At 62.5% G+C, this 23009-nt stretch carries 25 protein-coding genes; 15 read left to right on the top strand and 10 right to left on the bottom strand.

Annotated elements, in window-relative coordinates:
- Positions 1–224 precede the first annotated feature (224 nt).
- The 7 genes from VSR68_RS11830 (at position 225) to VSR68_RS11860 (ending at position 8928) form a co-directional block, all read left to right on the top strand.
- A complete protein-coding gene (locus tag VSR68_RS11830) occupies positions 225–1247 on the top strand; it encodes an HpcH/HpaI aldolase/citrate lyase family protein (RefSeq protein ID WP_342940023.1) in 1023 nt (340 codons plus the stop codon).
- Positions 1244–2158 carry a methylisocitrate lyase gene (prpB, locus tag VSR68_RS11835; RefSeq protein ID WP_342940024.1) on the top strand — a complete coding sequence of 305 codons (915 nt, stop codon included), beginning with the start codon at positions 1244–1246 and terminating at the stop codon, positions 2156–2158. Before VSR68_RS11830 ends, prpB begins: the two co-directional genes overlap by 4 nt.
- 30 nt (positions 2159–2188) lie before the next feature.
- The gene (gene prpC, locus VSR68_RS11840; RefSeq protein WP_342940025.1) at positions 2189–3364 is read left to right on the top strand and encodes a bifunctional 2-methylcitrate synthase/citrate synthase; all 1176 of its coding nucleotides are present in this window, start codon (positions 2189–2191) and stop codon (positions 3362–3364) included.
- Between the two features lie 105 nt (positions 3365–3469).
- Positions 3470–3961, top strand: coding sequence for a hypothetical protein (locus VSR68_RS11845; protein ID WP_342940026.1), 492 nt, complete (start codon positions 3470–3472; stop codon positions 3959–3961).
- A 22-nt stretch (positions 3962–3983) separates the two neighbouring features.
- A complete protein-coding gene (locus VSR68_RS11850) occupies positions 3984–5435 on the top strand; it encodes a bifunctional 2-methylcitrate dehydratase/aconitate hydratase (RefSeq protein ID WP_342940027.1) in 1452 nt (483 codons plus the stop codon).
- Positions 5436–5485: 50 nt separating this feature from the next.
- On the top strand, positions 5486–8203 hold the full coding sequence (gene acnA, locus VSR68_RS11855) for an aconitate hydratase AcnA (protein WP_342940028.1): 2718 nt from the start codon (positions 5486–5488) through the stop codon (positions 8201–8203).
- 257 nt (positions 8204–8460) lie between these two features.
- The gene (locus VSR68_RS11860) at positions 8461–8928 is read left to right on the top strand and encodes a ribonuclease (RefSeq protein WP_342940029.1); all 468 of its coding nucleotides are present in this window, start codon (positions 8461–8463) and stop codon (positions 8926–8928) included.
- A 12-nt stretch (positions 8929–8940) separates the two neighbouring features.
- On the opposite strand, the gene VSR68_RS11865 is transcribed toward VSR68_RS11860, so the two are convergent.
- On the bottom strand, positions 8941–9858 hold the full coding sequence (locus VSR68_RS11865; RefSeq protein ID WP_342940030.1) for an ATP-dependent Clp protease proteolytic subunit: 918 nt from the start codon (positions 9856–9858) through the stop codon (positions 8941–8943).
- 94 nt (positions 9859–9952) lie between these two features.
- Between VSR68_RS11865 and VSR68_RS11870 the strand changes: the two genes are divergently transcribed.
- Together VSR68_RS11870 and VSR68_RS11875 are read left to right on the top strand one after the other, a co-directional pair.
- Positions 9953–10153, top strand: coding sequence for a DUF2905 domain-containing protein (locus VSR68_RS11870; protein ID WP_342940031.1), 201 nt, complete (start codon positions 9953–9955; stop codon positions 10151–10153).
- A gap of 217 nt (positions 10154–10370) precedes the next feature.
- The gene (locus VSR68_RS11875) at positions 10371–10844 is read left to right on the top strand and encodes a VOC family protein (RefSeq protein WP_342940248.1); all 474 of its coding nucleotides are present in this window, start codon (positions 10371–10373) and stop codon (positions 10842–10844) included.
- 102 nt (positions 10845–10946) lie between these two features.
- On the opposite strand, the gene VSR68_RS11880 is transcribed toward VSR68_RS11875, so the two are convergent.
- Genes VSR68_RS11880 through VSR68_RS11890 form a run of 3 tightly spaced genes read right to left on the bottom strand, consistent with a single transcriptional unit; the run spans position 10947 to position 12654 of the window.
- A complete protein-coding gene (locus VSR68_RS11880; protein WP_342940032.1) occupies positions 10947–11525 on the bottom strand; it encodes a lytic transglycosylase domain-containing protein in 579 nt (192 codons plus the stop codon).
- On the bottom strand, positions 11525–12304 hold the full coding sequence (locus VSR68_RS11885) for a TadE family protein (RefSeq protein ID WP_342940249.1): 780 nt from the start codon (positions 12302–12304) through the stop codon (positions 11525–11527). Before VSR68_RS11885 ends, VSR68_RS11880 begins: the two co-directional genes overlap by 1 nt.
- A complete protein-coding gene (locus tag VSR68_RS11890; RefSeq protein ID WP_342940033.1) occupies positions 12304–12654 on the bottom strand; it encodes a DUF192 domain-containing protein in 351 nt (116 codons plus the stop codon). The genes VSR68_RS11885 and VSR68_RS11890 overlap by 1 nt, the downstream gene beginning before the upstream one ends.
- 45 nt (positions 12655–12699) lie before the next feature.
- On the opposite strand from VSR68_RS11890, the gene VSR68_RS11895 reads away from it, so the two are divergent.
- Positions 12700–12837: a hypothetical protein gene (locus VSR68_RS11895; protein ID WP_342940034.1), complete on the top strand. Its 138-nt coding sequence runs from the start codon at positions 12700–12702 to the stop codon at positions 12835–12837.
- 301 nt (positions 12838–13138) lie between these two features.
- Here VSR68_RS11895 and VSR68_RS11900 read toward each other — a convergent pair whose 3' ends face one another.
- Positions 13139–13504, bottom strand: coding sequence for an Hpt domain-containing protein (locus VSR68_RS11900; protein ID WP_342940035.1), 366 nt, complete (start codon positions 13502–13504; stop codon positions 13139–13141).
- Positions 13501–14142 (bottom strand): response regulator transcription factor, encoded by a 642-nt coding sequence (locus tag VSR68_RS11905; RefSeq protein WP_342940250.1) that lies wholly within the window; start codon positions 14140–14142, stop codon positions 13501–13503. Before VSR68_RS11905 ends, VSR68_RS11900 begins: the two co-directional genes overlap by 4 nt.
- Positions 14143–14457: 315 nt before the next feature.
- Between VSR68_RS11905 and VSR68_RS11910 the strand changes: the two genes are divergently transcribed.
- Genes VSR68_RS11910 through VSR68_RS11930 form a run of 5 tightly spaced genes read left to right on the top strand, consistent with a single transcriptional unit; the run spans position 14458 to position 19719 of the window.
- A complete protein-coding gene (locus VSR68_RS11910) occupies positions 14458–15189 on the top strand; it encodes a TetR/AcrR family transcriptional regulator (RefSeq protein WP_342940036.1) in 732 nt (243 codons plus the stop codon).
- Positions 15186–16169, top strand: a complete 984-nt coding sequence (locus tag VSR68_RS11915; RefSeq protein WP_342940037.1) for an HlyD family secretion protein — start codon at positions 15186–15188, stop codon at positions 16167–16169. The genes VSR68_RS11910 and VSR68_RS11915 overlap by 4 nt, the downstream gene beginning before the upstream one ends.
- Entirely contained in the window at positions 16166–17119 is a 954-nt protein-coding gene (locus tag VSR68_RS11920; RefSeq protein ID WP_342940038.1) for an ABC transporter ATP-binding protein, read from the top strand. The genes VSR68_RS11915 and VSR68_RS11920 overlap by 4 nt, the downstream gene beginning before the upstream one ends.
- A complete protein-coding gene (locus tag VSR68_RS11925) occupies positions 17116–18252 on the top strand; it encodes an ABC transporter permease (RefSeq protein WP_342940039.1) in 1137 nt (378 codons plus the stop codon). Before VSR68_RS11920 ends, VSR68_RS11925 begins: the two co-directional genes overlap by 4 nt.
- 12 nt (positions 18253–18264) lie before the next feature.
- A complete protein-coding gene (locus VSR68_RS11930) occupies positions 18265–19719 on the top strand; it encodes an efflux transporter outer membrane subunit (RefSeq protein WP_342940040.1) in 1455 nt (484 codons plus the stop codon).
- A gap of 45 nt (positions 19720–19764) precedes the next feature.
- Here the strand turns inward: VSR68_RS11930 and VSR68_RS11935 are convergent, their stop codons facing one another.
- From VSR68_RS11935 to VSR68_RS11950, 4 genes are all read right to left on the bottom strand, one after another.
- Entirely contained in the window at positions 19765–20016 is a 252-nt protein-coding gene (locus VSR68_RS11935; RefSeq protein ID WP_342940041.1) for a GlsB/YeaQ/YmgE family stress response membrane protein, read from the bottom strand.
- A gap of 164 nt (positions 20017–20180) precedes the next feature.
- The gene (locus tag VSR68_RS11940) at positions 20181–20711 is read right to left on the bottom strand and encodes a GNAT family N-acetyltransferase (RefSeq protein WP_342940042.1); all 531 of its coding nucleotides are present in this window, start codon (positions 20709–20711) and stop codon (positions 20181–20183) included.
- 168 nt (positions 20712–20879) lie between these two features.
- On the bottom strand, positions 20880–21719 hold the full coding sequence (locus tag VSR68_RS11945; RefSeq protein WP_090869733.1) for an ABC transporter permease: 840 nt from the start codon (positions 21717–21719) through the stop codon (positions 20880–20882).
- Positions 21720–21735: 16 nt separating this feature from the next.
- Positions 21736–22998 carry an ABC transporter permease gene (locus VSR68_RS11950; protein WP_342940251.1) on the bottom strand — a complete coding sequence of 421 codons (1263 nt, stop codon included), beginning with the start codon at positions 22996–22998 and terminating at the stop codon, positions 21736–21738.
- Positions 22999–23009: the final 11 nt, after the last annotated feature.

Raw genomic sequence — 23009 nt, forward strand, 5'->3', positions numbered from 1 at the left:
ACACGAACCGGGACTCCGTTGCAGCGCGGCGGGTTCCGGTTTTTTACGTGCGATCTCCTGCATGACGCTCTGCGCAGAGCGTCATGCAGGAGATCGCAACTGATCCGAACGCGTTTTGATTCAACGGCCTGTTCGACCTGCTTCGCGCGACCTGCTTCGACGCGCGTCGAAACGAACAGAACGCGCCCGAATCGGAATTTTCAAACACGCTCCCGACGCCGACAATGCGCGCACTGACTCCCGCCGAAGTCCTGTTTGACGGCGAAGCGCCGCCTGCTGTGCTGCCTGCCTGCGATCACTACGCGGGCAGCGAAAAGCTGATGCTCAAATCGCTCGCGTTGCAGCAGCAGCTCGGGCCCGTCTTCGATGTCACGCTCGATTGCGAAGACGGCGCGCAAGTGGGCCGCGAGGCGGAGCATGCCGAGCTGGTCGCGTCGCTCGTCGGCGGCGAGCACGACCGGTTCGGCCGCGTCGGCGTGCGCATTCACGATTTCGACCACGCGCACTGGCGCGACGACGTGCGCCTCATCCTGCGCGCCGCGAAGCGCGCCCCTGCCTACATCACGCTGCCTAAAGTCCGCAATGTTCCCGATGCCGCCGAAATGTGCGCATTCATCGAGGCCACGCGGCGCGAACTCGGCATCGCGAAGCCCGTCCCCGTCCACTTGCTGATCGAAACGCACGGCGCGCTCGCGCGCGTGTTCGATCTCGCCGCGCTGCCTGGCGTCGAGGCACTGAGCTTCGGCCTGATGGACTTCGTGTCCGCGCACGACGGCGCGATTCCCGACAGCGCAATGCGCTCGCCGGGCCAGTTCGATCACCCGCTCGTGCGGCGCGCGAAGCTCGAGATTGCGGCGGCTTGCCATGCGCACGGCAAGGTGCCGTCGCACAACGTATCGACGGAAGTGCGCGACATGGACGTGGTCGCGAACGACGCGCTGCGCGCGCGCAACGAATTCGGCTACACGCGCATGTGGAGCATCCACCCGGCGCAGATTCCCGCGATCGTGTCGGCCTTCGCGCCGCGCGATGAAGAGATCGCGACGGCGACGGAAATCCTGCTCGCCGCGCAATCGGCGCAATGGGGCCCGACGCGCCATCGCGACTCGCTGCACGATCGCGCGAGCTATCGCTATTACTGGTCGGTGCTGCGCCGCGCCCGCTCGACGGGCCGCGCCGTGCCCGCCGAAGCCGCGCCGCTTTTCGGCCCGAACGACATGCCCACGACGAAGGAGTCCGCATCATGAGCACGACCGCACATCAGTCCGCGGGCGCCGCGTTTCGCGCGGCCGTCGCTGCCGAAAAACCGTTGCAGGTCGTCGGCACGATCAACGCGAATCACGCGCTGCTCGCGCAACGCGCGGGCTTCAAGGCGATCTACGTGTCGGGCGGCGGCGTCGCGGCCGGCTCGCTGGGCTTGCCCGATCTCGGCATCTCGACGCTCGACGACGTGTTGACCGACGTGCGCCGCATCACCGACGTATGCGATCTGCCGCTGCTCGTCGATGTCGATACGGGCTTCGGCCCGTCGGCGTTCAACATCGCGCGCACCGTGAAGGCGCTCACGAAAGCGGGCGCGGGCGCGATGCACATCGAAGACCAGGTCGGCGCAAAGCGCTGCGGACACCGGCCGGGCAAGGCGATCGTGTCGCAAGCCGAAATGGTCGACCGCATCAAGGCGGCCGTCGACGCGCGCACTGATTCGAATTTCGTCATCATGGCGCGCACGGATGCGCTCGCCGTCGAAGGCTTGCAGTCGGCCATGGACCGCGCGGCGGCCTGCGTCGAAGCGGGCGCGGACATGATCTTCCCCGAAGCGATGACCGAGCTCGGCATGTACAAGCAGTTCGCGCAAGCCGTGAAGGTGCCCATCCTCGCGAACATCACCGAATTCGGGGCGACGCCGCTCTTTACCGTCGAAGAGCTACGCGGCGCGGACGTCTCGCTGGTGCTGTATCCGCTGTCGGCGTTCCGCGCGATGAACAAGGCGGCCGAAAACGTTTACACGGCGATCCGCCGCGACGGCACGCAAAAGGCCGTCGTCGAGACGATGCAGACGCGCGCCGAACTGTACGACCGCATCGGCTATCACGCGTACGAGCAGAAGCTCGACGCGCTGTTCAGCCAGAACGCGCAGAAAAACGGGCAAGACAACTAACGCAAGCGGCACCTCGAGGAGACCCCTGGCATGAGCGATACGACGCAAGCGGCTGCACCCGGAACGACAAGCGGCTTCAAGCCGAAGAAATCCGTGGCGCTGTCGGGCGTGACGGCGGGCAACACCGCGCTGTGCACGGTCGGCAAGACGGGCAACGATTTGCACTATCGCGGCTACGACATTCTCGACATCGCGGGCGCCTGCGAATTCGAAGAGGTTGCGTATCTGCTCGTGCACGGCAAGCTGCCGAACGTCGCCGAACTCGCCGCATACAAGACGAAGCTCAAGGCGTTGCGCGGCCTGCCCGCGAACGTGAAGGCCGTGCTCGAATGGATTCCCGCCGCAGCCCACCCGATGGACGTGATGCGCACGGGCGTCTCCGCGCTGGGCACGGTGCTGCCGGAGAAGGACGATCACAACATCGCGGGCGCGCGCGACATCGCCGACCGCCTGATGGCCTCGCTCGGCTCGATGCTGCTGTACTGGTATCACTATTCGCACAACGGCAAGCGGATCGAAGTCGAAACCGACGACGATTCGATCGGCGGCCACTTCCTGCATCTGCTGCACGGCGTGGAGCCGTCGAAGTCGTGGGTCGACGCGATGCACGTGTCGCTGAACCTGTACGCGGAGCACGAATTCAATGCATCGACGTTCACCGGCCGCGTGATCGCGGGCACGGGCTCGGACATGCATTCGGCGATCACGGGCGCGATCGGCGCGCTGCGCGGGCCGAAGCACGGCGGCGCCAATGAAGCCGCGTTCGAGATCCAGTCGCGCTACCAGACGCCTGACGAAGCGGAAGCGGACATCCGCCGACGCGTCGAGAACAAGGAAGTCGTGATCGGCTTCGGCCACCCGGTGTATACGATTTCCGATCCGCGCAACAAGGTCATCAAGGACGTGGCGAAGAAGCTGTCGAAGGAAGCGTCGAACATGAAGATGTTCGATATCGCCGAGCGGCTGGAGACGGTCATGTGGGACGTCAAGAAGATGTTCCCGAACCTCGACTGGTTCAGCGCGGTGTCGTATCACATGATGGGCGTGCCGACCGCGATGTTCACGCCGCTGTTTGTGATCTCGCGCACGTCCGGCTGGGCCGCGCACATCATCGAGCAGCGCATCGACAACAAGATCATTCGTCCGAGCGCGAATTACACGGGACCGGAGAATTTGAAATTCGTGGCGCTAAATAGGAGAAAATAGCGTCCGCTGTGCGCTCCGGGGGTGCGTGCGTGCAGCCCCCGGCGGTTGAGATGCTGCAGCCGCGCACTGTTTAAACTTTGAAATTCGATAGAAAGGTTCTCTCCCATGAAAAAACTGCTGATCGCTACCGTTATTGGCGCTCTGTCCTCGACGCTGCTGGTGACGGCGCCCAGCGCGTTCGCACAATCGACGACGACGCCCCACGCCAAGCCGAAGGCACCGGCGCCGAAGCGCCTGTTCAAGCGCAAGGCCAACCCTGCCAAGGAAGCGAAGGTCGATCCCGTGCCGGAAGGTTCGGAGAAGTGGTCGTGCAACGAAGGTCTCGCGTTCGACCTGAAGGGCGACATGAAGCGCGACCAGATCGTGACCGTCCACTGGGCCAACAAGAACTACAACCTGCCGCGTGAAGCGACGACGACTGGCGCGGACCGCTTCCACGACGCCGCAAGCGGCATGGACCTCGTCGTGATCCCGACCAAGGCGATGCTGTTCTCGGACAAGGACAGCTCGCGCCTCGCCGACGAGTGCAAGACGGCGGCCATGGTGCAAGGCTCGCCGGCTCCGACGCAGTCGAACGCCATCAACAAGGCCCAGTAAGCGGGCCAACCAGGAAACCTCGATGTCCGCACCGATCTCCAACGTCCGCCCAAAACCGGACACAGTACTGGTCGATATCGTCGACTATGTGCTGAATGAAAAGCTCGAGAGCGATCTCGCGCTGGAGACCGCGCGCAACTGCCTCATCGACACGCTCGGCTGCGGACTCGAGGCCCTGTCCTACCCTGCCTGTACCAAGCTGATGGGACCGCTCGTGCCCGGCACGATCGTCCCGAACGGCGCCAAGGTGCCGGGCACGCAGTTCCAGCTGGACCCAGTGCAAGCCGCGTTCAACATCGGCGCGATGATCCGCTGGCTCGACTTCAACGACACATGGCTCGCGGCCGAATGGGGCCATCCGTCCGACAACCTCGGCGGCATTCTGGCGACGGCCGACTGGCTCTCGCGTACCGCGATCGCGAACGGCAAGAAGCCGCTCGTGATGAAAGACGTCCTGATCGCGATGATCAAGGCGCACGAAATTCAAGGCTGCATCGCGCTCGAAAACTCGTTCAACAAGGTCGGCCTCGACCATGTGCTGCTCGTGAAGCTCGCTTCGACGGCAGTGGTCGGCCAGTTGATGGGACTCACGCGCGATGAGCTGATCAACGCAGTCTCGCAAGCGTTCGTCGATGGACATTCGCTGCGCACGTACCGCCATGCGCCGAACACGGGCTCGCGCAAGTCCTGGGCAGCAGGCGATGCGACGTCGCGCGCGGTGCGTCTCGCGCTGATCGCGAAGACGGGTGAAATGGGCTACCCGTCGGTGCTGACGGCAAAGACGTGGGGCTTCTACGATGTGCTGTTCAAAGGGCAGCCCTTTAAATTCCAGCGCCCGTACAGCTCGTATGTGATGGAGAACGTGCTCTTCAAGATTTCGTTCCCCGCCGAATTCCACGCGCAAACGGGCGCTGAAGCGGCGATGGCGCTGCATGAGCAGATGATCGCGAGCGGCAGGCGGATCGAAGACATCGCGAAGATCACGATTCGCACGCATGAAGCGGCGATCCGCATCATCGACAAGAAAGGGCCGCTCGACAATCCCGCCGACCGCGATCACTGCATCCAGTACATGATCGCCGTGCCGCTCATTTTCGGACGCCTGACGGCCGCCGATTACGAAGACGCCGTCGCGCAGGACCCGCGCATCGACGCGCTGCGCAACAAGATGGAGTGCGTGGAAGACCCGCAGTTCACGAAGGAGTATCACGACCCGGACAAGCGCTCGATTGCGAATGCGCTGACGGTCGAGTTCACCGACGGATCGACGTTCGACGAAGTGGTCGTCGAATATCCGATCGGTCACAAGCGTCGCCGCGCCGAAGGCATCCCGCTGCTCGTCGAGAAGTTCAGGACGAACCTCGCGCGGCGCTTTCCGGCGAAGCAACAACAAGCGATCCTCGATGTGTCGCTGGACAAGGCAAAGCTAGAAGCGATGCCGGTCAATGAATACGTCGATCTGTACGTCATTTGAGTTCAGAAACGTAGCAACGTCATTTCCTCGAAAACCCCAGGAAAACTACCATGGCCCACAACCTCCACAAAACGCTCAAGGAATTCGACAGCGGTTCCGGCAAAGGCAAGTTCTATTCGCTGCCGCAGCTCGGTAAGGCACTGAACGTCAAGATCGACCGCCTGCCGGTTTCGATCCGCCTCGTGCTGGAATCGGTGCTGCGTAACTACGACGGCAAGAAGATCTCGGAAGAACACATCGAGCAGCTCGCGAACTGGAAGCCGACGGCTGCACGCGTCGACGAAATTCCGTTCGTCGTCGCGCGCGTCGTGCTGCAGGACTTCACGGGCGTGCCGCTGCTCGCCGACATCGCGGCTATGCGCGGCGTCGCGCAGCGCGCGGGCAAGAACCCGAAGTCGATCGAGCCGCTGGTTCCCGTGGATCTCGTCGTCGACCACTCGGTGCAGATCGACCACTTCCGCGAGAAGGGCGCGCTGGACCTGAACATGAAGCTGGAATTCCAGCGCAACAACGAGCGCTACCAGTTCATGAAGTGGGGCATGCAGGCATTCGACACGTTCAAGGTCGTGCCGCCGGGCGTCGGCATCGTTCACCAGGTGAACCTCGAGTACCTCGCACGCGGCGTTCACAAGAAGGCTGACAACGGCGATTCCGTGTACTACCCGGATACGCTCGTCGGCACGGACAGCCACACGACGATGATCAACGGCATCGGCGTGGTCGGCTGGGGCGTGGGCGGCATCGAAGCGGAAGCAGGCATGCTCGGCCAGCCGGTGTACTTCCTGACGCCTGATGTCGTCGGCGTTCACCTGAAGGGCAAGCTGCGCGAAGGCGTGACGGCGACGGACCTCGTGCTGACCATCACCGAGCTGCTGCGCAAGGAAAAGGTTGTCGGCAAGTTCGTCGAGTTCTTCGGCGAAGGCACGCGCTCGCTGTCGCTGCCGGACCGCGCGACGATCGGCAACATGGCGCCGGAATACGGCGCGACGATGGGCTTCTTCCCCGTCGACGAAAAGACGATCGACTACTTCAAGGGCACGGGCCGCACGGACGCAGAAATCTCGTCGTTCGAAAACTACTTCAAGGCGCAGGAGCTGTTCGGCATCCCCGACGCTGGCGACATCGACTACACGAAGGTCGTCACGCTCGATCTCGGCACGGTCGCGCCGTCGCTGGCCGGTCCGAAGCGTCCGCAAGACCGCATCGAGATCACCAACGTCAAGTCGACGTTCAGCGATCTGTTCTCGAAGCCCGTCAACGAGAACGGCTTCGCGAAGAAGGCTGAAGACCTGAACGCGCAATACACGACGAGCAACGGCGTCAACGTGAAGAACGGCGACATCCTGATCGCCGCGATCACGTCGTGCACGAACACGTCGAACCCGAGCGTGCTGCTGGCAGCCGGCCTGCTGGCGAAGAAGGCCGTCGAAGCCGGTCTGGAAGTCGCGCCGCACATCAAGACGTCGCTGGCTCCGGGATCGCGCATCGTCACCGAGTACCTGACGAAGACGGGCCTGCTGCCCTACCTCGACAAGCTCGGCTTCACGCTGGCTGCATATGGCTGCACGACCTGTATCGGCAACGCGGGCGATCTGACGCCGGAACTGAACGAGTCGATCACGAAGAACGACATCGTCGCGGCAGCTGTGCTGTCGGGCAACCGCAACTTCGAAGCACGTATTCACCCGAACATCCGCGCGAACTTCCTCGCATCGCCGCCGCTGGTCGTCGCTTACGCGATCGCGGGCAACATCACGCGCGACCTGATGACCGAGCCGGTCGGCAAGGGCAAGGGCGGCAAGGACATCTACCTCGGCGACATCTGGCCGTCGAGCGAAGAAGTCAACGCGCTGCTGAAGTTCGCACTTGACGCCGACGCTTTCCGCACGAACTACTCGCAGCTCACGAAGAAGGGTGATCTGTGGAGCAAGATCGAAGGCGAAGAAGGTCAGGTCTACGACTGGCCGAAGTCGACGTACATCGCGGAGCCGCCGTTCTTCGGCTCGGACTTCTCGATGGAGCCGGCTTCGAGCATCGCTGCCGTGAAGGGCGCGCGCGCACTGGGCATCTTCGGTGACTCGGTCACGACCGACCACATCAGCCCGGCAGGCTCGATCAAGGAAGACTCGCCCGCAGGCAAGTGGCTGAAGGAAAACGGCGTGCAGAAGGCCGATTTCAACAGCTACGGCTCGCGCCGCGGGAACCACGACGTGATGATGCGCGGCACGTTCGCGAACGTCCGCATCAAGAACCTGATGATCCCGGTGAAGGCAGACGGCACGCGCGTCGAAGGCGGCCTGACGATTCACCAGCCGAGCGGCGAACAACTGTCGATCTACGACGCAGCGATGAAGTACATCGACGCCGGCACGCCGACCGTCGTGTTCGCGGGCGAAGAGTACGGCACGGGCTCGTCGCGCGACTGGGCGGCGAAGGGCACGCAACTGCTGGGCGTGAAGGCGGTTGTCGCGCGCAGCTTCGAGCGTATCCACCGTTCGAACCTGGTCGGCATGGGCGTTCTGCCGCTGCAGTTCAAGGGCTCGGATAGCATCCAGTCGCTGAACATCACGGGCGAAGAAACGTATGACGTCGAAGGCCTCGGCGACGACTTCAAGCCGCAACAGGAAGTCACGCTGGTGATCCATCGCAAGGACGGTTCGGAGCAGCGCGTCCCCGTTCTGCTGCGTATCGATACGCCGATCGAAGTCGACTACTACAAGCACGGCGGTATCCTGCCGTTCGTGCTGCGCTCGCTGCTCGCAGCGTAAGTCATTGCTTTGCAGGTGCTGCGTTCTCGTTGAGGACGCAGTGACTTTTGAGAGCCCGGTTATGCCGGGCTTTTTTTTCATTTTGTGCGGGATGGGAGTGCATGGAGTCGGCCAATTTCGCCGTGAGCCGCGCATCGGCCTGGTTGTCGGGTAAAAAATGCCTGTTTCCGGCCGAACATTGATTCACTCTGCCATTAGCGATACCCTTGACTCGTTCGTAGTCGTCGAATGCTGGTCAACCCGGAGGCAACCGTTTCGTGAATCGAACGTGGGCTTTCTCCTGCATCCTTGCCTTGAGCGCGATCCTCGGCGGATGCGGCAAGGATGGATCGCAAAACGCTACCAAGGAACCGGACGCGTCCGCGAGTCAGGCACCCGGTCAGGCCGCGAGCAACACAGCCGCCGCATCGGGCGCGCAGGAGCGGAGCGCGCCAGCCGCCGTCACCAAGGCGCAGTTGCCCGGGGAAGCGGCGGAAACACTGCGTCTGATCAAAGCGGGCGGCCCCTACCCTTTTGGCGAGGACGGTGTCCTGTTCCGCAACAGCGCGGGATTGCTGCCGCAGCATCCGCGCGGCTACTACCACACATACACGGTTCGCACGCCCGGCTCGAAGGATCGCGGGCTGCGCCGCATCGTATGTGGTGGACCGCGCAAGCAGACCAGTGACTGCTACTACACCGACGATTACTACGTCAGTTTCAAACGCATTTCAGATAGCCAATGAACGATCGCCACATCATGACGACCGCTTGAGTTCATCGATGCGCAGACGATAGCTGCGCAGCAGACAAGCCTTATCGCCACACGCGTTGCGAGAATTGCGAAGCCATGCGCGTTGGTCCGCTCGCAATCGCGTCTTGTTAGCCGATTCTTTTATCTTTTGATGATAGAGCTCTGCCAATGTTTTATCGACACGGGCAAGTTCCGCATCCCCGCAAACAAGCCGCGCCTGAATAGATATGAGCTTGCTGCAATCGAGACTATGCATCAACGCAGCCTTCGTCTCGTATCGAGTTTCCAGCAATCCCGGTTTGCATAGCCCTTGCAGCGATTTGCACGCGACGTTGCGTCCAACCCATGCCATGTCTTGTGCACCATATTGCTTGACGAAACGATTGATGCCCGCATGGCTGACGCCCCTTTGCATTGCGTTTGCCGCGATTATTTCGTTGCAAAGCGAGTCCTCGGCGTAGGTTCGCCCATCGCGCCGGTAGCAACTGTGAAAACCGAGCAGCGCGGCGCCGACAAGACTTCGGCGTTCTCCTGAAGCGAACAGGATCGAAGCGCAAGCGGACGCACATTTGGCATTATCTGGAACCGTCGTATAGACGCGTACCTTATCCATTGCATCGACGACGCGAAAAGCGGCCTCGACATTTCCTCCCGGGCTATTTAAAACAAGGACGACGAGTCCTTCTTCATCACGGTCCGCCATTTTGGCGACTGCGAGAAATTTCTGTGCATCGCCTTCCTGAATCTTTCCTTCACCGATAACCATCTTTAACGCAAGTTGAGGCTGGTAGTAGATCCTGAAGTCCATCCCGAGCGCCAGGCCAGGAAACATAGGCACAGTAAAACAAAGCCAGGCAAGCATTCGTCGAATCAAACGTGACGCCGCTGTGTTCGCGAGCGTTGGGTGCGCGGCGCTGCCCATACATTTCTCCTCGGAATGTCACTGGCTCTGGGACGCGTGACGGGCTCAGAAGGCCTATGATGCCCCATGAGGCCACCCGTTATCGACCGGACCCATGAACCGTTTCCTCATCGTTATCGGCGTGCTGTGCATTCTCGCCGGCCTCGGCTGGCGCTGGCTCGCGCGCATCCCGTTCGGCAGGCTGCCTGGCGACATTCACATCGTCCGTGACGGGCTCGACCTGCATTTCCCGATCGTCACGTGCGTCGTGATTTCGGTCGTGGTATCCGCGCTGCTCTGGTTCTTGCGGCGCTGAGCGCGTCCCCGCCCGAGAACAACAGGAAGCACGAAGCGCAAACGCGATCGCGAACAGCATCTCAACCGGGGTCATACCGCATCGCCTGCGCTGACGAAAAACCAAAACACTTCTTCTCGGCGTGTCGAATTTGATAGTCTTCGTTCGTCGTCTCTACGGCAGCATGCAGCATGCGGTTTTGCCTCCGCATCGAGCCAACACTGACAGGAGATTTGCCATGAAGATTCAAAAGATCACGCCGTTTCTCTGGTACTCCAACGAAGCCGAGGAAGCCGCTGCTTTCTATGCGGGAATCTTTCCGGACTCACGCATCATCCGGGTCACTGGCGTGCCAAGCGCCGGTTCCACGAAGGTCGTCGAATTCGTTCTGTTTGGCCAGCCCTTCTTCGCGATGAGCTCCGGGCAGCCCGATCCGTTCAACTCATCGATATCGCTGCTGGTCAGCTGTGACGACCAGGCGGAGCTCGACCGCTATTGGAACGCCCTTCTCGAGGGCGGCGGTTCGACCATGGCATGCGGCTGGCTCAAAGACCGTTTCGGCATTTCGTGGCAGATCGTGCCGAACGATCTCATCCCGATGATCGCAGACCCCGATCCCGTCAAGGCAAAGCGCGTCGCGGAGACCATGATGACGATGATCAAGTTCGATGTCGCCGCGTTGAAAGCCGCCTATGCAGGGACGGCAGGCTGACGAACAAAAAAGCGGTCTACATTGCGTGCAAGCGAGAGCGTCGGCCAGCATTACCCACTTTCAGCCGACGCTCAACGCACAGGTTTTAGCCGCACGCGCCGGCTATCGCTGATAAAACCCTACCCGCTCCATCACCCGCTCCACATAGCGCCGCGTCTCCGCATACGGCGGAATCCCGCCGCCGAACTTCCGCACGGCGCCCTCACCCGCGTTATACGCCGCGAGCGCCAGCGACACGTAGCCGAACGTCGCAAGCAACGCATCGAGCAAACGCGCGCCCGCCAGAAGATTCTGCACGGGATCGAACAGATCGTCCGCGCCCTGCTGTCTGCCTGTTTGCGGCATCAATTGCATCAAGCCCGTTGCCCCTTTCGGCGACACGGCAAATGGATTGCCGCCCGACTCGACATCGATGACGGCCATCAGCAGCGCTCTGTCGACGCCGACGCGCTTCGCAACGTCATCGACGAGCGGCGTCCACGCCAGCACCTTCGACAACGCGCCGCGCGCGCCCGTCGGCGCCGCAAACGACGCATCCAGTTCGATCACCAGCGACTGGCCGGCCGCATCGCCGCCCTTCAATCCGCCGATCACCATCTCGACGCGTCCGGCCGACCGCGCATCATCGACATCGCCGAGCGCGACGCTCAACAGCAACGCGAGCAACACGACGCGCAGCATCAACGCGCCGTCACGGTAGCCGCATCGTTGGCCGCGTCCGCGCGAAACGGCGACTGCATCCGCACGATCGCCTCCGACTCCAGCGCAATCGGCCAGCGCTGGCTCTGCAATCCATCGGCGAGCGTTGTCCGGCACAGGCTGTCGGGCCGTCGCGGCGAACCATATGCATCGACGTTCGCGTCAGCGGGCTCGCGCGAAAACAGGCCATTCGCCGCGACGTTGCCGATCACGTTCGTCGCGTAGTAGAAGATCTTGTTGACCAGAGGCACGATCAGATCGAAGCAGTAGTGCACGCGCAGCTTCAATAGATTCGCATCCTGCACATTCACGTTCGACTCCATGCCACGCGACGCATCGCGATACATCAGCGTATCGTTCGGAATCTCTTCGTGCGTGATGCCCTCGTCGGGATAGAAGCGCGTGCGCGCGAAGTCACGCGTCATCGCCGCTGTCGGGCTGACTATCGCAATCGACGCCGCCTTCGTCACCGCGCTTCGCGCCGCAAGCATGGCCGACTGCACACCCGGCGCATCGGCATGCCGCGCATACAACGGCGCGAGACCGCGAGCGAGACCTGCTTGCATCGCCTGCATCGATCCGTGATTCACCGAGCCCTCGCGCGCCGCTTCGAGCACGGCGACGTCGAGCGTCGACTTCGCCTGATACAGCAGCACGAACTGCACGGTCGCGAAACCGAAGAACAGCAGCAGCGGCGCGACGATTAGAAATTCCGTCATCGCCTGCGCCGTCATGCGTCGCTTGCGCGTGTATTCATGCATCACGGCAGCACCCTCCACGCGAGCCTGTCGCCGATACCGATACCGCACACATGTACCGAGTTCGCATTCATCTCCAGCACGCTGCGCGCGCGCCAGCAAAACAGCATGCGCCCACGTTGCACGTTGCGATGGATCGCCAGCACGCGATTGCGATCGTCGATAAAGACGACGTCGATCGGAAAGCGCATGCCGAACGTATGCACCGCATTGCACGGTTCGAGCCACAGCGCTTGCGCCGCATCGAGGCATGAGCGGCCGAGCAAACCACGCATGCGTTCGAGCGCGTGTTCGGCCACGTCGAGCGTGACGCGCGTCGCCTCGCCGCGATGGATCAGGCACGCGCGTTTCATAGCAGCCCCTCCTGCATGAACTTCATCGCGATCGGAAACCGAGGCATGATGAACGCGTTGCAGCGGGCAAGCGCCGCGCAGCAGCCAGTCGATGGCGGATTGCTCGATGGCCTCGTCGATCAAATGAATTCGCTGATGATCGAACTCGGCCGTTCCGGCGCGCGCTGGACATTCAGGCCATAAGCAGCGGCGGCACCGACAGCCGACGCGACGCGCGCGAAAAAACAAAACGATCAAACGACAAAAGGCCCGCAGAATGCGGGCCGGAAATTCCGCGAACCACGGTGGAGACGATCAGAGAACCGTGTGCGGTCAGCGCGGCTGGTTCGTGCAACCTCGGGGAAAGCTGCTCAGCCGCGCTAATGACCAGTATAGAGCGCGATTTTGTCTGTGCAGGAGAAAATGCCAATCTTTGCGCTAACAAGTATTAATTGCCGCAAGCGGGATGATAGGCACAGGCGCCCATCCCATTCGCCTGTCATGCCTACCCGGTCAACAAGTCGTTGAGCTGTTCGTTCAGTTGATCGACCGCTTCCGCCACGAATGGAAGCAGCGCGACGATAGTCAGCGCATCGCGCTCGAATGCCGCGCGCTCCAGGCGCCGCGCCAGCGCGATTTCGCGGCTGCGTTGCAGCATGCTCAGCGAACCGGCGAGACGATGGGCGGCACGGCCCAGATCGTCCCATGCCTCGCTATGACGGGCCGCCAACATGAACACGAGCGTTGTGCGATTCGTCTCGATCAGCGCACACGTCACGTCGCGCGCAACAGTGTGATCGCCCAGCGCGAGGGCATCGATTCGCGCGCGCAGCGTGCAGTCGAATGCGGTGCACATGGCAAGCGGCGTCATTGTTGCGCGGCCGTGATGCCACAACGCCGCGCGAAATCGACAAGCTCGACGAGCGTCTCGACGCCCACCTTGTTCATCAGCCGGGTCTTGTGACTGCTGACCGTCTTGTTGCTGATGAAGAGCGCATCGCCGATCGACTTGTTGGACATGCCCTTGGCCAGCATCTGCAAGATCACGAGTTCCTTGTCGGACAGCATGTCGAGCTTGTCGGCTTCCGCAACGGCATGGGCGGACCCGGAACCGTTCGCGCAAGGCGCCACGGGAAACACGCTATAGCCCGACAACACCGCCTCCACGCTGCGCATGATTTCCTTCACGTCCTGCGACTTGCTGACGAAACCCTGCGCGCCCGCCCGCATCGCACGAGTAACGAAAGTGACCGCATCGTGGCTCGACAGAATCAGCACGCGCATGCCGGGATGCGCGGTTTTCAGACGGGAAAGAACATCGAGACCATTTATTCGCGGAATATCCAGATCGAGAATAGTGAGATCCGGCGCGAATTGACGCGCCATTTCCATTGCCGCCTGACCGTTGTCCGCTTCAAATACTTCCTGCGTACCGAGCATTTGCAATAGATGAGTCTTGATAACAAGGCGAAATGCGGGATGATCGTCCACGATTAATATAGAAGCCAACTCCCATTCTCCAGATATCTCTTTTATCGCGCGTTCGTCAATTTCGCGGACTCCTGACAAATTTCCGCGCGCCACTTTACGGGAAGATTCTAGTTCATTATTGACGCATCTAGTCTGCGGAATATTCTGCATTCTATTGCGTATTCAATTCGAATGTTATCCAGAGTCCCAATAAATACCCCGCGCATAAAAAAGTAAATCAGCCGGGCAAAATCTTGCCTCGCGGACATGCTCCCGTGCCAGGCCGAGGCGGCGCATCGCACTTCAGGTAAACCCGCTTGAATTTAACTAACTCGTCAATTAAGCTTGCGTCTCATGAACCCGAAACGTCCACCGGCCAAGCCGCGCGGCCGGCGCCCCGTCGTCGAGAACTTCGACGTGCGCGAGCATCTGCTCGACACGGCCACGCGTCTTTTCTCCGAGCGTGGCATCGCGGCGACCACCGTCGCGCAGATCGCCTCGGCCGCGGGCGTCACGTCGGCGCTCGTGCATTACTACTTCACGAATCGCGAAACGCTGCTCGATGCGATCGTCGAAGAACGGCTCGCGCCGTCCATCAGCTTCGTATGGAGCGCCGCAGGCGACGATTCGAACGCCGATGCGTTCGCGATGGTCGACGATCTCGTCACACGTCTTTTCGACGTGACGCGCCGCATGCCGTGGCTACCGCCGCTGTGGCTGCGCGAGGTCATCAACGAAGGCGGCATGCTGCGCGATCGCATGCTCACGCGCATTCCGTTCGACAACATCAGGCGCTTCGGCGCGCGCATCATGCACGCGCAGCAGGCGGGCGACGTGAACGCCGGGCTCGATCCGCTGCTGATGTTCAACTCGATCCTCGCGCTCGTGATGCTGCCGCAAGCCGCCGCGAAGGTATGGCAAAGCATTCGCGGCTTCCCGGCGATCGAGCGCGAGACGCTGCAGCGGCACGTGACGGCGCTGCTGCTGGGCGGCATGCGTCCGCCCGCAACGACTGCCGACAAAGCGCCTATCGTTCGTACCGCGCGCAAGACCACGCGGCGCGCCACCACGAGGTCCAGGTCATGACGCCGTCCCGTTCATCCGCGAGCACGCTGCGGCTATTCGTCGTGTTCATCGCGTTCGTCGCATGCAGCGCGCTCGCTGCATGCTCGCATCACGACGACAACACATGGCAGGGCTACGTCGAAGGCGAATTCGTGTATCTCGGCTCGTCGCAATCGGGCAAGCTGACGCAGCTCGATGTCGCTCGCGGCGACGAGATCGCCGTGAACGCGCCCGTCTTCGCACTCGAATCCGTCGACGAAACGGCCGCGCTGCAACAGGCGCAGCAACAACTCGCCGCGGCCCGCGCGCAGCTCGCGGACATCCAGACGGGCAAGCGCCCGCCCGAAATCGACGTGACGAAAGCGCAGCTTGCGCAGTCCATCGCAAATGCGCGCAAGGCGACGCTGCAACTGACGCGCGACGAAGCGCAGTATCGCGTCGGCGGCATTCCGAAGGGACAGCTCGACGATACCCGCGCCGCCGCCGATGCCGCCAACGCGCAGGTGCGCGAGCTCACGCATGAAGTCGATGTCGCGCGTCTGCCTGGGCGTTCGCAGCAACTGACCGCGCAGGCGGCGCAAGTCGATGCGGCGCAGGCCGCCGTCGCACAGGCGCAATGGAAGCTCGACCAGAAGCGCGTGAACGCGCCCGCGAAAGGCCGTGTGTACGACACGCTGTATCGCGTCGGCGAATGGGTGCAGGCGGGCAGCCCCGTCGTGCAGATGCTGCCGCCGCAGAACGTGAAGGTGCGCTTCTTCGTGCCGGAAACGCTGGTCGGCTCGCTCCAGCCCGGCCGCGCGCTGGCCATTCATTGCGACGGCTGCGCGTCGGACGTGAACGCGAAGATCACCTATGTGTCGAGTTCGTCCGAGTACACGCCGCCCGTCATCTACAGCAACGAGAGCCGCGGAAAACTCGTGTTCATGATCGAAGCGCGCCCTTCCGTCGACGATGCGCCGCGCCTGCATCCCGGCCAGCCCGTTTCGGTGAGCTTGCGATGAACACGCAGAACGGAACGCTCGCCATCGACGTGCACAACCTGAACAAGCACTTCGGCGACAGGCACGTGGTCAACGACGTGACGCTGCAGGTCGCGCACGGCGAGATCTTCGGCTTTCTCGGACCGAACGGCAGCGGCAAGACGACGTCGATCCGCCTGATGTGCGGACTGCTCACGCCGGACTCCGGCAGCGGCACGTGCCTCGGCTACGACATCGTGCGCGAGAGCGCGCAGATCAAGCGCAATGTCGGCTACATGACGCAGCGCTTCTCGTACTGGGAAGACATGACGATTCGCGAGAACCTCGATTTCGTCGCGCGCATCTATCAGATGAAGAACCGCAAGGAGAAAGTGGACCGCGCGCTCGAAACGCTCGGGCTGCAAACGCGCGCGGGCCAGATGACGGGCGCGCTGTCGGGCGGCTGGAAACAGCGGCTCGCGCTCGCTGCGTGCATGCTGCACGAGCCGAGGCTGCTGCTGCTCGACGAGCCGACGGCGGGCGTCGATCCGACCGCGCGCCGCGACTTCTGGGAAGAGCTGCATCGTCTCGCGGCGCAAGGGATCTCGGTGCTGGTGAGCACGCACTACATGGACGAAGCGGAACGCTGCCACAAGCTCGCGTATATCGCATACGGCAAGCTGCTCGCGCAGGGCACCGCGCAACAGGTGATCGATTCGCAGGCACTCGCCACGTGGGCGATTCATGGCGAGCGTCTGACCGAGCTATCGGAACGGTTGCGCAACACGCCGGGCGTCGATCAGACCGTCGTGTTCGGCTCCGCGCTGCATGCGAGCGGCCACGATCACGCGGCGCTCGAAAAAGCCATCCGGCAGGCGACGTCCGGCATGTCCGTGCGTATCGAGCCGATCGACACGGGCCTCGAAGACGTGTTCATCTACATGATGAGCCGCTCGACCGACAACTACGCGCAACCGGGCAAGCCATCGTGAACCGCTTCTTTTCCGTCACGCGCTGGTGGGGCATCGTGCTGAAGGAATTCATCCAGTTGCGGCGTGACCGCATCACGTTCGGCATGATCGTCGGCCTGCCGATCCTTCAGCTCGCGCTGTTCGGCTTTGCGATCAACACCGATCCGAAGCATCTGCGCACGGCCGTCATCGTCAGCGACGACAGCCCGTTCTCGCGCAGCTTCGTCGCGGCGATGCAGAACTCCGACTACTTCAACATCGTCGAGACGCTGCCCAACGATGCCGCCGGACGGCATGCGCTCGCGCAAGGCAACGTGCAGTTCGTCGTGTCGATACCCGTCGATTTTTCTCGGCGGCTGTTGCGCGGCGAACGTCCCGCGCTGCTGGTCGAAGCCGACGCAACCGATCCGACGGCAACGCAAGCGCCCCTCGCCGCGCTGCCCGGTCTCGTGCAATCGGTCGCGGACAAGGACATCACGGGGCCGCTCGCGCATCTGAACGGCGCACCCGCCGCGTTCGACGTGCAGATCCACAAGCTGTACAACCCCGAAGGCATCACGCAATACAACGTCGTGCCGGGCCTGATGGGCACGATCCTCACGCTGACGATGGTCATGATGACGGGCCTCGCGATGACGCGCGAACGCGAACGCGGCACGATGGAAAATCTGCTCGCGACGCCCGTTCTTCCCCTCGAAGTGATTGCGGGCAAGCTGGTGCCGTACATCGCGATCGGACTCGTGCAGTCGTCGATCATCCTCGCGGCCGCGCGCTACGTGTTTCATGTGCCGTTCGTCGGCAGCCTGATTGCGCTCTATGTGGCCGCGCTGCTTTTCATCGCGGCGAACCTGACGGTCGGCATCACGCTGTCGTCGATTGCGCAAAACCAGTTGCAGGCGATGCAGCTCACCGTCTTCTATTTTCTGCCGAGCCTGCTGCTGTCGGGCTTCATGTTTCCGTTCGCGGGCATGCCCGTGTGGGCGCAATGGATCGGCAATCTGCTGCCTCTCACGTACTTCAATCGCCTCGTGCGCGGCATTCTTCTGAAGGGCAACGGCTGGGTGGACCTGTGGCCTTCCGTGTGGCCTGTCGCGATCTTCACGGTCATCGTGCTGGCGATTGCAGTGCGCTTCTACCGGCGCACGCTCGACTAGGAGGACTCGATCATGAAACGCTGCGTCTTCGTCGCTGGGCTCTTGCTGGGCGGTTGCGCCGTTGGCCCGGACTTCCATGCGCCGTCCGCGCCCGATGCGCAGACCTATACGCGCGAAACGCTAGCTGCGTCGACGCAGGCAGCAGGCGCAACGCAAACGCTCGTCGCCGCCGATCATGCGTTGCCGACGTGGTGGACGCAATTTCATTCCGACGCGCTCAATCGTCTCGTCGATATGGCGCTACAGCAAAGCCCGACGCTCGAGGAAGCGCACGCGAAGCTCGTCGAAGCGCGAGAAAACTATGTCGCGCAAGCGGGCGCGACGCAGTTTCCGTCGATCGACGCAAAGCTTTCCGGCGCGCGCCAGAAGGTCGACCCTGCTGCGTTCGGCATTCCGAATGTGCCGAATCCCGGACCGTTCACGCTGTTCAATGCGTCGGTGAGCGTATCGTATGTGCTCGATGTTTTCGGCGGCAACCGGCGCGCGCTCGAAGCGCTGCTCGCGCAGGTCGACTATCAGACGTATGAACTGGACGCCGCGCGTCTGACGCTCGCGGGCAATGTCGTATCGACGACGATCCGGCGCGCGTCGCTGCAACAGCAACTCGCGCTGACGGAACAACTCGCCGATGCACAGGCGCAGCAGCTGAAGATTATCGAAGGACGTTATGCGGCGGGCGGCGTCGCGGAACTCGACGTGCGCACGCAGCGCACGCTGCTCGCACAGACGCGCGCACAGCTTGCGCCGCTCGCGACGCAACGCGCGCAGGCCGATCATCAGCTGGCGATTCTGCTCGGCGTGGCGCCGTCGAAAGCGGATTTCAACGACGTCACCCTCGATGCGCTGCATTTGCCCGACACCGTGCCCGTCACCCTGCCGTCGACGCTCGCGCGCGAACGCCCCGATATCCGCGCATCGGAAGCGCTGCTGCATCAGGCGAGCGCGAACGTCGGCGTTGCGACGGCGAATCTTTATCCGCAATTCGTGGTGTCGGCGGGTGCGGGTTCCGAGCGCACGCGCATCGAGGATATCGTCAACGGCATGAACATATGGAACATCGGCCTCAATCTGACGCAGCCGATTTTTCACGGCGGCGAACTGCACGCGAAGAAGCGCGCGGCGCAGGCCGCTTACGATGCGGCTTTCGCGTCGTACCGGCAGACCGTGCTGCAGGCGCTGCAACAGGTCGCCGATACGCTGCATGCGTTGAACGACGATGCGCATGAACTTCAGGCGCGCGACGACGCGGCGTCGGAGGCGCAAGCGAGTGTGAAGATCGCGCAGGCGCGGTATGCGGCGGGGGGTGTCAGCCAATTCGGTCTGATCGATACGCAACGCCAGGCGTTGCAGACGGCGATCGACCGGACGCGGGCAGAGGGCGATCGTCTTGCGGATACGGCTGCGCTGTTTCAGGCGTTGGGTGGCATGACGCCCATTGCGCCCGTGGATCAGGCGGCGAGGCGGTGACGCGAAGCGCGGACGGCTATCGCACACACCACCCGCGCCGCGCCGTCATCGACGCTTGATGAGGCGAATGACGAACAGCAGGATAACCGCGCCGACAAAAGCCGTGGCAATCGAGCCGATCCATCCGTTGCCCAGCGAAAGGTGCAGCACGCCCGACAGCCAGCCGCCGATAAACGCGCCCGCAATCCCGACGACGATATCGATCAGGACGCCGAAGCCGCCGCCATCCACGAGCACGCTGGCAAGCCAGCCCGCCACGCAGCCGATGATCAACCACGCAATGATTCCGTGTTCCATAGTTTTCCCAGGTTGTATTGCAGTTATTGGAACGAGCCACGACGATGCCGTAACCCGCTTTCGTTGACGCCACTCATGGGGTCAGCGTGGGTTGTACAGCAGCGATCGACCTGGGTTGTGAACGTTTGTCAAAGCGTGGGGTGAAGAGCGAAATCAGATCGCAGCTACGATGCGGCTCCGCGATCCAGATAGAGCATCATGTGCTTTTCGTCGAAGTATCGGCCGTCGACGCGTAGTGCGCGCGGCTCGATGCCGTAGCTGACGAAACCGATCGACGCATACAACCGCTGCGCCCGATCGTTCTCCGCGTTCACGCACAGCGAGACTTGCAGCACGCCTTGTTCGCGCGCTCGCGCAAATGCGTGGTTCAGCAGTTCGCGAGCAATGCCGCACTTCCGATACGCCGGTCTAACGAACACGCCCCACAGCAGCGCCTTGTGTTCCAGTTGCCTGAACGGCTCGCGCCTCATGCCCGCGATGCCGACAAGCGCTTCGCCATCGAACGCGCCCCACACCACTTGCCGCTCAGTGTGCCGGATTTGCGCGTGAACGACATCGTGTGGTTTCGCGCGCTCTTCTTCGAGCGTCGGCCATATCGCCATCGGAGAGTCCTGGATGGCTTCGAGCCGCAGCGTTCGAAAGGCGTCGGCGTCGGCTTCGATCAGTGGGCGTATCGTCAGTGATTGTTCGAGCATTGCAGCGTGTTCTCCACGGTCATTTGCAATGCCGATCTATACAGGAATCGCCTCGCAAAAAATCAGGGCCTCACGATTTTCTACAAAAATCGTGAGGCCCTTTTCAACGCGAACTGCGCGGCATTGCGCGCCTCGCGCGCAGCGGCAGAAGACCGCGAGCAACCGCCCCTACACCGCCACCGCCCGCGCCGCATTCCTGCCGCGCAGCCATTCGAGCGCCAGCAGCAGGCAAGTTGAAAACACGATGAGGATCGTTGCGAGCGCTGCGATCGTCGGACTGATGTTCTCGCGAATGCCCGTGAACATCTGACGCGGCAGCGTCGTCTGATCCGCGCCCGCGAGAAACAGCGTGACCACCACTTCATCGAACGACGTCGCGAACGCGAACAGCGCGCCCGAGATCACGCCCGGCGCAATGACCGGCAACGTGATGTTGAAGAAGGTTTTCACGGGGCTCGCGCCGAGCGACAGGCTCGCGCGCACGAGGTTGTAGTTGAAGCCCTGCAACGTCGCGGCCACCGTCGTCACGACGAACGGCACGCCCAGCGAAGCATGCGCCATGATCAGCCCGATGTACGTATTGGCCAGCCCCAGCGGCGCAAAGAACAGATACATGCCGACGCCGACCACCACCACGGGCACGATCATCGGCGAGATCAGCACCGCCATCAGCAGCGCCTTGCCCTTGAAGTTCGCCTTGGTGAGCCCGATCGCCGCGAGCGTGCCGAGCACGGTGGCGAGCACCGTCGCGGACGGCGCGACGATAAAGCTGTTCTTCGCGGCCATCCGCCATTCGTCGGAAGCGATCAGGTTCTGATACCAGCGCAGCGACCAGCCCGGTATCGGATAGACAAGGAACGTGCTCGACGAAAACGACAGCGGCACGATCGCAAGCACGGGCAGGATCAGATACAGCAGCGTCAGCACGGCAAGCCCACGCAGCGTGAAGTACCACACGCGCTCGATCATCGACGTGTGCGGCGCGAACATCGGTTTGGCCAGTTTCATCGCATGCTCCTTGCCGTCAGCCGAGGCTCACTTGCGAACGCGTGAAGCGTCCGTAGATCACATACAGCACGAGCGTCGCCGCGAGCAGCAGACCGCCGAGCGCGCACGCCATGCCCCAGTTGATCGTCACGTTCGTGAAGTACGCGACGTAGTAGCTGACCATCTGGTCGTTCGGTCCGCCGAGCAGCGCCGGCGTGATGTAGTAGCCGATCGCGAGAATGAACACGAGCAGCGCGCCCGCGCCGACGCCCGGATATGTCTGCGGCACGTACACGCGCCAGAACGCCGCGAACGGATGCGAGCCGAGCGAGATCGCCGCGCGCTGATAGCTCGGCGGAATCGACTTCATCACGCTGTAGAGCGGCAAGATCATGAACGGCAAAAGGATATGCGTCATCGAGATATAGACGCCGACGCGGTTGAACAGCAGCGCCAGAGGATCGTGTATCAGCCCCGTGCCGAGCAGCGCCTTGTTGACGAGCCCTTCGCTTTGCAGAATCACGATCCACGCAGCGACGCGCACGAGAATCGACGTCCAGAACGGAATCAGCACGAGGATCATCACGAGATTCGCGCGCCGTTCATTGAGCGTCGAGATCCAGTACGCAAGCGGATAGCCGAGCAGCAGCGCGAACACGGTCACGGCAAAGCCGATCACGAACGTGCGGCTGAACACCGCGAGATAGATCTGTTGCTCGGGGTCGGTCGGAATGATTTGACCGAACGCGTCCTGCTTGTGATCGAGCGCGGCGAGCAGATAGAACGGCGAGTACGTGCCGCCGTTCTTCGCGATTGCCTGCCAGTACTTCACGTCGCCCCAGCGCTCATCCGTTTCGAGAATCTTCGCCTTCGTCTGAGCGGGCGGCAGCGCATGGCCCGCATCGTCGTTCAGCGGCATCGCGCGCGCCGTCTTCGCGACGAGCGAACGATAACCGGGGATTTCCGTGTTCAAACGGCGTGCCAGCGCGCCCATTGCTTCGCCGTCGGCGATGGCCGTCAGATCGGTGGCGAGCGCGGCATACGCAGCGTCGGTGGGCGCGGACTTGCGGTCCCAGTCGCGCAGCGCCGTCACGGTATGCGGCAGCGCCGTCGCGATCTCCGGGTTCTGCACGGCGCGCGTGAGCAGCGCGCCGATCGGCACGACGAAGATCATCAGCAGAAAAATCGCGAGCGGCGCGATCAGCAGCAGCGCCATCGCGCGCTTCTTCGCTTCCGCGGCCTTCAGTTCGCGCTTGAGTTTGTTCGCCGACTCGGGTGCCGAGTCGGCGGCGATCGTCATCGTCGTCACAC

This window comes from Paraburkholderia phymatum, assembly GCF_038900715.1.
Taxonomy (GTDB): domain Bacteria; phylum Pseudomonadota; class Gammaproteobacteria; order Burkholderiales; family Burkholderiaceae; genus Paraburkholderia; species Paraburkholderia phymatum_A.